This is a genomic window from Pseudomonas sp. FW305-28 (assembly GCF_017351395.1).
GTDB lineage: Bacteria > Pseudomonadota > Gammaproteobacteria > Pseudomonadales > Pseudomonadaceae > Aquipseudomonas > Aquipseudomonas fluorescens_AA.
Map to the genome: position 1 here is coordinate 42,294 of NZ_JACNDD010000027.1, position 9,445 is coordinate 51,738.

General features: G+C 61.7%; 7 protein-coding genes. 4 read left to right on the forward strand and 3 right to left on the reverse strand.

Features of this window, described 5'->3' with window-relative positions:
* Positions 1 to 23: 23 nt before the first annotated feature.
* From J4E53_RS09070 to J4E53_RS09080, 3 genes are all read right to left on the reverse strand, one after another.
* A complete protein-coding gene (locus J4E53_RS09070) occupies positions 24 to 803 on the reverse strand; it encodes a thioesterase family protein (protein ID WP_060742512.1) in 780 nt (259 codons plus the stop codon).
* A 201-nt stretch (positions 804 to 1,004) separates the two neighbouring features.
* A complete protein-coding gene (locus J4E53_RS09075) occupies positions 1,005 to 1,625 on the reverse strand; it encodes a TetR/AcrR family transcriptional regulator (RefSeq protein ID WP_060742513.1) in 621 nt (206 codons plus the stop codon).
* 128 nt (positions 1,626 to 1,753) lie between these two features.
* Complete coding sequence (locus J4E53_RS09080) at positions 1,754 to 2,179, reverse strand: VOC family protein (RefSeq protein WP_060742514.1); 426 nt, start codon at positions 2,177 to 2,179, stop codon at positions 1,754 to 1,756.
* A gap of 371 nt (positions 2,180 to 2,550) precedes the next feature.
* On the opposite strand from J4E53_RS09080, the gene J4E53_RS09085 reads away from it, so the two are divergent.
* The 4 genes from J4E53_RS09085 to J4E53_RS09100 all read left to right on the forward strand — a co-directional run bounded on the left by J4E53_RS09085 (position 2,551) and on the right by J4E53_RS09100 (position 9,327).
* Complete coding sequence (locus J4E53_RS09085; protein WP_060742515.1) at positions 2,551 to 3,315, forward strand: ABC transporter substrate-binding protein; 765 nt, start codon at positions 2,551 to 2,553, stop codon at positions 3,313 to 3,315.
* 145 nt (positions 3,316 to 3,460) lie between these two features.
* Positions 3,461 to 4,714, forward strand: coding sequence for a multidrug efflux RND transporter periplasmic adaptor subunit MexE (gene mexE / locus J4E53_RS09090; RefSeq protein ID WP_060742516.1), 1,254 nt, complete (start codon positions 3,461 to 3,463; stop codon positions 4,712 to 4,714).
* A gap of 15 nt (positions 4,715 to 4,729) precedes the next feature.
* On the forward strand, positions 4,730 to 7,909 hold the full coding sequence (locus J4E53_RS09095; RefSeq protein ID WP_060742517.1) for an efflux RND transporter permease subunit: 3,180 nt from the start codon (positions 4,730 to 4,732) through the stop codon (positions 7,907 to 7,909).
* Positions 7,906 to 9,327, forward strand: coding sequence for an efflux transporter outer membrane subunit (locus J4E53_RS09100; protein WP_103310062.1), 1,422 nt, complete (start codon positions 7,906 to 7,908; stop codon positions 9,325 to 9,327). The genes J4E53_RS09095 and J4E53_RS09100 overlap by 4 nt, the downstream gene beginning before the upstream one ends.
* The last annotated feature ends 118 nt before the right edge of the window (positions 9,328 to 9,445 follow it).

Below are 9,445 nucleotides of genomic sequence, written 5' to 3' on the forward strand. Positions count from 1 at the left end.
GGATGGAACGGTTTGTTTTTCTATTAGGTAAAAATCGCCACGGTCTGGCGCGCCCAAAGCACTCGCCGACCGCTTTCGTCCCAGATTTCCATATCTTGCAAGGAGTAGCCCTCCGAAGCCTGCTGGCTGAAGGCGCTGATGAGAAACCACTCGCCGGCCACGGCGGGCTGCGGCAGATCGATTGTCCAGGAAGCCGAGCTGATGGCTGCCGGCTCTGTGAAGCAAGTCATCGCGGCCGGCGGCAGACTGTCAGCGAGGGCGATCAACGCCACCGCTGGGTCCACTCCCTGGGCATCCAGGTGACGAACCCACATCAGTAACTCGGGATTTGTAGCCCCGGACACCGGCAGTGACCCACCTGCGGGACGCATTTCGAAGTTGAAGGCGCAGGCAGGCGCAATGGTGCTGTCCAGCGCCAGCGTGGTGTACCGCGACGCCTCCTCCACCAACGGACATCCCCACGCCTCATGGGTAATCCTGCTGGCTCGTGGTTGAGCGAACAGCAAGGTCGTGCGCAACGCCAGCTCATCGCCCGACTTGCAGTCGACAGACACAGAAGTCACGGATCGCCCTTCGCGCAACACGCTTGTATCGAATGTCTGGGCTTGCGTGACCGGACCTATGAATGACACCTGCGCAGACTTGAACGGAGGAAAGCCCTGTGGACGTTCGCGCAGAACCGCCTCCAACGACAGCGCCGCCGAAAGCCCTCCGAAGATCGTGCGACCCTGCTGCCAATTGGCCGGAGCAACGAACGGTACGCTCGGATCGAACTGCGCCAGCACCTGAGCAAAACTGGTCATTTAGACGTCCTCCGACGGCCTGAACGTGAACCCGCAGAAGCCTCGCAAGAGGAATCACTTGGAGGTCGACGCCATACTTATTCATGTGACCATTTGTGTCAATAGTCACTCAACAGACAAAAAAAGACCACTCGGTCAGGTACAACCCGAATGCAAGGAAGACGTTTTCGAAGCGGGACGGCTGCTCGGCGCAGCCGTGGCTCAGGGCATCAGGCTACGCAGGATGAGGTTGGCGGTGAGCGTCGGCGCCACCTCGACATGATCGAGGCTGTACTGCAGCAATAGAGGATTGACGAAAGGCCGAAGGGTCAGGTGTATCGCTTCAACGGTTTCATCCAAGGGTGTCTTGCGTTCGAATTCACCGCTTTCGCGCCCTTCCCGTACGACCTGCACCACGAACTGCTTGATCCGTGCGTCATACACCTGGGAGCTGGGCCAGCGCTCCGACGCGGAGAATGCGGCAATGTCGTAGAGCTTGCGATCATTGAAGAACAGGTCGATTCCCGTGGTAATCAGGGTCTTGACCAGGCGACGAAAGCGCTCGGTCGAAGAGAGTCCTTCCTCGCTGATGGCCTCCTCCACGGCCGCAACGATCTTCGCAAGACAGCTGGAACAGATGGCCTCGCCAATCGCCTGCTTGGAATCGAAGAACTTGTAGATGTAGGCCTTGGAAAAGCCAATGGCCTTGGCCAGGTCAGACACGGTGGTCTTGGCGTAGCCGTATTGACTGAAATGCTCGTTGGCCGCCGCGACAATCTGGTCGCGAATGTCATGATCGGCTGGGCCGCGAGTGCTGGGCGAAGGTGCTGTTGGCTGATTCATGGAAGCAGCTTACGCATCCCTGCGAGGGATGACAACTTGTGACCACCAATGAATATAGTCACAAAACAACCGTCCGTCAGTTACCCGCGCCTTGCTCCCTCGCCACAAGGGCTCCCGATTTATCCGCATCATTTGGCAAAAAGCTGGCTCATATCCTTGAATGCCTTGAATTCAAGGGCATTGCCACACGGATCGAACAGGAACATCGTGGCTTGCTCGCCAACCTGCCCTTTGAAGCGGACGTAGGGTTCAATCACAAACTCCGTACCGAAAGATCTCAATCGTTCAGCCAGTGCCTCCCACGCCTCCCAAGCCAGAACAACGCCAAAGTGCGGGACCGGCACATCGTGCCCGTCCACCGGATTGCTCTGGGCGCTTTCCTGGGAAGCGGTCTTGGGTTGCTCATGAATCACCAGTTGGTGCCCGTAGAAATTGAAATCGACCCACTGGCTGCTGGAACGGCCTTCTTCCAGGCCAAACACTTCACCGTAGAAAGTACGGGCGGCGGCAAGATCGTAGACCGGAATCGCCAGGTGGAACGGAGAAAGGCTCATCGAGAATCCTCTTAACGTGTGAGGTTGGGCCATCGTAGCGCCGCGCTTGCAGCAAGAAAACCCTACAGTCCGTGTCCAACCGATGCCGGGAACGGACGGGACTTTCGCGGCAGGATCTTGCACCGGAGGTCCGCCGTGCAGGTACACATCCAAATTAACCGCTTGCGCCGAGTAAATGATCTATACCTTCAGAAGCACAGTCGGGCCAAGGCAGCGGCACTGACGTGATGGGATGGAACGGTTCTGGCGAATCCTGTTGAATCGCTGCATCATGCGCCGCCCCCTATAAAGAAGCTGGCCTGTAGACGTTGTTCCCGGCCGCCCTTACGCCGGGATTGGCGCACCACTTTCAATGCCTGAAGTATCCGTCCATGAGCCCGACCACACGCGTTTTGAACGCCTCAACCAAAGCGCTTTACCGGCTTTGTCTGTTACTGCCACTGCTGGCTACCCATGAGGCGAGCGCTGAACCTCCGGTCATTGAACTGCACATTCCTGACGCACCACCGCTGACCTTCGTCAACGACCCCAGGGGCCACGGCATCGTGGGCGATGTCGCCGTGGCGGCCATGACCAGGGCCGGGTACACCGTAAAGGTCCATGTGCTTCCCTGGGCCCGGGCACAAAAGCATGTCAGCGAAGAACATGACCACTTGATCACCCCCCTGTCGCGCATCCCCACTCGTGAGGATCGCTTCACCTGGATCGCCTCGATCATGCCCATGGAGCGCGCCTTTTTCAGCCTCGAGCGGCGGGTGAGCAGCTTCGCCCAAGCGAAAGAAACCTACCGCAAGATCGGCGTCGGCCTGGGCAGCGCACAGGAAGATATCCTGCGCACCGAAGGCTTCAGCGATGAACAGATCTATCCGTTGGCCATCGGCGACAATCCCGCCCAGATGCTGTTGATGGGGCGCATCGATGCCTGGTTCAACGGGGTGCCGGAGAGTCGTTACATCTGGCCGAAGGTGTCCAAGCGCAAACTGCTCATGAGTTCGGTTGGCAGCAACGCCGACCTTTACCTGGCCTGCTCCAGGCAATGCTCACCGGAAATGGTCGAGCATTTGCGCGACGCGGTTGAAGCGCTTCGCGCGGATGGGACCGTCAAGCGTGTCCATGACCTTTATTTGCCGCAGTAGGCTGTCGCGAGGGAAGCCGGACTAGAGCCCTCATCGATGGCTTATATCATTCTGAATGATAGTTACCTTTGCTTCATTCGATTCGTTCCTGTGCCTTGCGCCACGCATCATCCGCCCATTCTCAATACATTGGCGGATGCTATCCATGGAACATTCACTTTCAAAACTGCGTTTTCCCCTCGCGCTGCTGGCGGTGCTGGTGATGAGCGCCTGTGGCAAGACTCCCGACACGGCAGCGTCCATGCCGCCGGCCAAAGTCAGTGTGGCCAAGGTGTTGGAGCAGCCCGTCAACGAATGGGATGAGTTCACCGGCCGCCTCGAGGCGCCAGAAACCGTCGAGATCCGCCCGCGGGTTTCCGGGCAGATCGACGAAGTGGCCTTCACCGAAGGCGCGCTGGTCAAGAAAGGCGACCTGTTGTTCCAGATCGACCCACGCCCCTTCCAGGCTGAAGTCCGTCGTCTCGAAGCCCAACTGGCTCAAGCCCGCGCCACCGCGACCCGCAGCGAGAACGAAGCCCAGCGTGGCGAGCGCCTGCGCTTGAGCAACGCCATTTCCGCCGAGTTGGCGGATTCGCGCACCAGCGCCGCCCAGGAAGCCCGTGCCGCCGCCGCCGCCATCCAGGCGCAGTTGGACCTGGCGAAACTGAACCTGAGCTTTACCCGGGTCACCTCGCCCATCAGCGGTCGCGTCAGCCGGGCGGACATCACCGCCGGCAACCTGGTGACCGCCGACGTCACGCCGCTGACCAGCGTCGTGTCCACCGACAAGGTCTACGCCTACTTCGACGCCGACGAGCGTGTTTTCCTCAAGTACACCCAACTCGCCCGCCAGGGCCAGCGCGGCCAGGCCACGCCGGTCTACATGGGCCTGTCCAACGAGGACGGCAACCCGCACCTGGGCCAGATGAACTTCGTCGACAACCAGGTCAACCCGCAGACCGGCACCATTCGTGGTCGCGCCGTGTTCGACAACAAGGACGGCGCCTACACCCCAGGCCTGTACGCCCGCCTGAAGCTGGTAGGCAGCGGCACTTACGCCGCCGTGCTGATCAACGACGAAGCCGTGGGCACCGACCTGGGCAAGAAATTCGTGCTGGTGATGGACGCCGACAACAAGCCGGCCTACCGCGCCGTCGAGTTGGGGCCGAAGATCGAAGGCCTGCGCATCGTGCGCAGCGGCCTGAGCAAAGACGACACTATCATCGTCAAGGGGCTGCAACGGGCTCGTCCGGGTGCACCGGTCACGCCTGAAACCGTGCCGATGGCCAGCGACGAAACCATTGCCGCCCTGGCACAACAACGCAAAGCGCTCGAAGCCAGCAACCTGCCCCAAGTCGCGCCATCCAAGGCAGCGTCAGGCTCGGCAGGCAAACTGGCCGCTGCGACCCCACGCGGTTAAGGGACTGAATCCAAGATGAAATTTTCCCAGTTCTTCATTTCGCGGCCGATCTTCGCAGCGGTGCTTTCGCTGCTGATCCTGATCGCCGGCGCCATCTCGCTGTTCCAGCTACCGATCAGCGAATACCCGGAAGTCGTGCCGCCGACCGTGGTCGTACGCGCCAACTTCCCCGGCGCCAACCCCAAGGTCATCGGCGAAACCGTGGCCGCGCCCCTGGAACAAGCCATCACCGGCGTCGAGAACATGCTGTACATGTCCTCGCAGTCCACCGCTGACGGCAAGATCACCTTGACCATCACCTTCGCCCTGGGCACCGACCTGGACAACGCCCAGGTGCAGGTGCAGAACCGCGTCACCCGGACCGAACCCAAACTGCCGGAAGAAGTGACCCGGATCGGTATCACGGTGGACAAGGCATCGCCCGACCTGACCATGGTCGTGCACTTGACCTCGCCGGACAAACGCTACGACATGCTCTACCTGTCCAACTACGCCCTGCTCAACATCAAGGATGAGCTGGCGCGCCTGGGCGGCGTAGGTGATGTGCAACTGTTCGGCATGGGTGACTACTCCCTGCGGGTCTGGCTGGATCCGAACAAGACCGCCTCGCGCAACCTGACCGCCACCGACGTGGTCACCGCGATCCGTGAACAGAACCGCCAGGTGGCGGCCGGTGCCCTGGGGGCGCCGCCATCGCCCAATGCCCAATCCTTCCAGTTGTCGATCAATACCCAGGGTCGCCTGGTGAATGAGGAAGAGTTCGAGAACATCATCATTCGTTCCGGCGCCAACGGCGAGATCACGCGCCTGAAGGACATCGCCCGGGTCGAGTTGGGTTCCAGCCAATACGCCCTGCGCTCGTTGCTGGACAACCAGCCGGCCGTGGCGATCCCGATCTTCCAGCGTCCGGGCTCCAACGCCATCCAGATCTCCAACGACGTTCGCGAGAAGATGGAAGAGCTGAAGAAAGGCTTCCCGGCCGGGATGGACTACAGCATCGTCTATGACCCGACGATCTTCGTCCGGGGTTCCATCGAAGCGGTGGTCCACACCCTGTTCGAAGCCCTGATTCTCGTGGTGCTGGTGGTGATCCTGTTCCTGCAGACCTGGCGCGCCTCGATCATTCCCCTGGTGGCGGTGCCGGTTTCGCTGATCGGTACGTTCGCGGTGATGCACCTGTTCGGCTTCTCGTTGAACGCCCTGTCGCTGTTCGGCCTGGTCCTGGCGATCGGTATCGTGGTGGACGACGCCATCGTGGTGGTGGAGAACGTCGAGCGAAACATCGAGCTGGGACTCACCCCCGTGGAGGCGACCAAGCGCGCCATGGGCGAAGTGACCGGCCCGATCATCGCCACCGCCCTGGTGCTGTGCGCGGTCTTCGTTCCGGCGGCGTTCATCAGTGGCCTGACCGGTCAGTTCTATAAACAGTTCGCCCTGACCATTGCCATCTCCACGGTCATCTCGGCGATCAACTCCCTGACCCTGTCGCCGGCCTTGGCCGCGGTACTGCTCAAGGGCCATGACGCGCCCAAGGACCGTTTCTCCAAATTCCTGGACAAGGTGTTCGGTGGCTGGCTGTTCCGTCCGTTCAACCGCTTCTTCGAGCGTGCCAGCCATGGCTACGTGGGCACCGTCGCTCGGGTGATCCGCAGCAGCGGCATCGCCCTGGTGCTCTACGCCGGCCTGATGGTGCTGACGTTCTTCGGCTTCTCCACCACCCCGACCGGCTTCGTGCCCGGCCAGGACAAGCAATACCTGGTGGCCTTCGCCCAACTGCCGGACGCCTCGAGCCTGGACCGCACCGAAGACGTGATCAAGCGCATGTCCGACCTGGCCCTCAAGCAGCCAGGCGTTGAAAGCGCCGTGGCCTTCCCCGGCCTGTCGATCAACGGTTTCACCAACAGCCCGAACGCCGGCATCGTGTTCGTGACCCTCAAGCCCTTCGACGAGCGCAAGGACCCGAGCATGTCGGCCGGCGCCATCGCCGGTGCCTTGAACGGCAAGTACTCGGAGATCCAGGAAGCCTACATGGCGATCTTCCCACCGCCGCCAGTACAGGGCCTGGGTACCATCGGTGGTTTCCGCCTGCAAATCGAAGACCGGGGCAACCTGGGCTACGACGAGCTGTACAAAGAAACCATGAACATCATCACCAAGAGCCGCAGCGTGCCGGAACTGGCCGGGTTGTTCACCAGCTACACCGTGAACGTGCCCCAGGTCGATGCCGCCATCGACCGTGAAAAAGCCAAGACCCATGGCGTGGCCGTCAGCGACATCTTCGACACCCTGCAGATCTACCTGGGTTCGTTGTATGCCAACGACTTCAACCGCTTCGGTCGCACCTACCAGGTCAACGTCCAGGCCGAGCAGCAGTTCCGTCTCGAATCGGACCAGATCGGCCAGCTCAAGGTGCGCAACAACCGTGGCGAGATGATCCCGCTGGCGACCTTCATCAAGGTCAGCGACACCTCGGGGCCAGACCGTGTGATGCACTACAACGGCTTCATCACCGCTGAAATCAACGGTGCCGCTGCCCCGGGCTACAGTTCCGGCCAGGCTGAAAAGGCCATCGAGAAACTGCTCAAGGACGAACTGCCCAACGGCATGACGTACGAGTGGACCGACCTGACGTACCAGCAGATCCTCTCGGGCAACACCGCACTGTTCGTGTTCCCGCTCTGCGTACTGCTGGCGTTCCTGGTGCTCGCGGCACAGTACGAAAGCTGGAGCCTGCCATTGGCGGTGATCCTGATCGTACCGATGACCCTGCTGTCGGCGATTACCGGGGTGATTCTCTCCGGTGGCGACAACAACATCTTTACCCAGATCGGCTTGATCGTACTGGTGGGACTTGCCTGCAAGAACGCGATTCTGATCGTCGAGTTCGCCAAGGATAAACAGCTCGAAGGCATGAACCCGCTGGCGGCGGTCCTCGAAGCATGCCGCCTGCGTCTGCGGCCGATCCTGATGACCTCCTTCGCCTTCATCATGGGCGTGGTGCCCCTGGTGTTCTCCAGCGGCGCAGGTGCGGAAATGCGTCATGCCATGGGTGTGGCGGTGTTCTCCGGGATGCTCGGCGTGACCTTCTTCGGTCTGCTGCTCACCCCCGTGTTCTATGTACTGATCCGCAACTTCGTCGAGCGCAGCGAGGCCCGCAAGGCGGCCCGGGCTTTGAAACTGGAGGCGCAACAATGAGTTTGAAAGCGTTCGTTCCGAGCTTGCTGGCCCTGGCGCTGAGCGCCTGCGCCGTGGGTCCGGACTACAAGGCACCACCCACGGAGGCGGCGAACATCACCACCGCCACCGACGGTGCCGCCGGCCAGAAGAATTTCGACCGTGCCCGCTTCGAAGGCGTCTGGTGGCAGCAGTTCGACGACCCGACCCTCAACGCGTTGGTGACCCGCTCCCTGGATGGCAACCGCGAGTTGCGCGTGGCCTTCGCCCGCTTGCGTGCCGCCCGGGCGATTCGCGATGACGCCAGCAATGACGTGATGCCAACCATCACCAGCCGGGCCAGCAGCGACCTGGGCAAAGGCCAGATTCCCGGGCAGACCACCGACCGGGTCAACACCGAGCGTTACGACCTGGGCCTGGACATGGCCTGGGAGCTGGACCTGTTCGGACGCATCCGGCGCAACCTGGAAGCCACCGATGCCGATCAGCAGGCGGTCGAAGCCGACCTCTATCAGTTGCAGGTGACGATGATCGCCGAACTGGTGGACGCCTACGGTCAATTGCGCGGCGCGCAACTGCGGGAAAAGATCGCCTTGGCGAACCTGAAGAACCAGCAGGATTCGCGCAAGATCACCGAAAGCCTGCGTGATGCCGGCGTCGGCGATCAGCTCGATGTGGTGCGTGCCGATGCCCGCCTGGCGTCTGTAGAAGCCAGCGTGCCGCAACTGCAGGCCGAACAGGTACGCCAACGCAATCGCATCGCCACGTTGCTGGGCGAGCGCCCGGACAAACTCAGCGTGGACCTGAGCCCGAAACAATTGCCGGCCATCGCCAAGGCCCTGCCCATCGGCGATCCGGGTGAACTGCTGCAACGACGCCCGGACATTCTCAGTGCCGAGCGCCAACTGGCCGCCGCCACGGCACGCATCGGCGTGGCCAAGGCCGATCTGTTCCCGCGGGTCAGCCTGAGCGGTTTCCTCGGCTTCACGGCTGGACGCGGTTCGCAGATCGGTTCCTCGGCCGCCAATGCCTGGGCGCTGGGCCCGAGCATTACCTGGGCCGCTTTCGACCTGGGCAGCGTGCGGGCGCGCTTGCGCGGTGCCGACGCCGAGGCGGACGGCGCCCTGGCGACTTACGAACAGCAAGTGCTGCTGGCCCTGGAAGAATCGGAAAACGCCTTCAGTGACTACGGCAAGCGCCAGCAACGGCTGATTTCGCTGATCCGCCAAAGTGAATCGAGCCGCGCCGCCGCCGACCTGGCCGAGATTCGCTACCGCGAAGGCACCGTGGACTTCCTCGTGCTGCTCGATGCCCAACGTGAACGCCTGGCCGCCGAAGACACCCAGGCCCAGGCCGAAGTGGACTTGTACCGCGGCATCGTCGCGATCTACAAGGCCCTGGGTGGCGGCTGGCAACCGGAAACCGTTGCCAGCAACTGACCCGCCCTGCTCAACCGAGCTCCTTTGGTTGGCCGCAACCAACCAATTCTTTGCCCCGCGTTCATTTGGACGCGGGGCTTTTTTTGCCTATCGCCCACACCCACCTGAAAGATCCCAT

Bases quoted from the DNA above. Each gene is read 5' to 3' on its own strand.
- J4E53_RS09095 (WP_060742517.1), top strand. From the start codon at position 4,730: ATGAAATTTTCCCAGTTCTTCATTTCGCGGCCGATCTTCGCAGCGGTG.
- J4E53_RS09070 (WP_060742512.1), bottom strand. From the start codon at position 803: ATGACCAGTTTTGCTCAGGTGCTGGCGCAGTTCGATCCGAGCGTACCG.
- J4E53_RS09075 (WP_060742513.1), bottom strand. From the start codon at position 1,625: ATGAATCAGCCAACAGCACCTTCGCCCAGCACTCGCGGCCCAGCCGAT.
- J4E53_RS09100 (WP_103310062.1), top strand. From the start codon at position 7,906: ATGAGTTTGAAAGCGTTCGTTCCGAGCTTGCTGGCCCTGGCGCTGAGC.
- J4E53_RS09080 (WP_060742514.1), bottom strand. From the start codon at position 2,179: ATGAGCCTTTCTCCGTTCCACCTGGCGATTCCGGTCTACGATCTTGCC.
- J4E53_RS09085 (WP_060742515.1), top strand. From the start codon at position 2,551: ATGAGCCCGACCACACGCGTTTTGAACGCCTCAACCAAAGCGCTTTAC.
- mexE (WP_060742516.1), top strand. From the start codon at position 3,461: ATGGAACATTCACTTTCAAAACTGCGTTTTCCCCTCGCGCTGCTGGCG.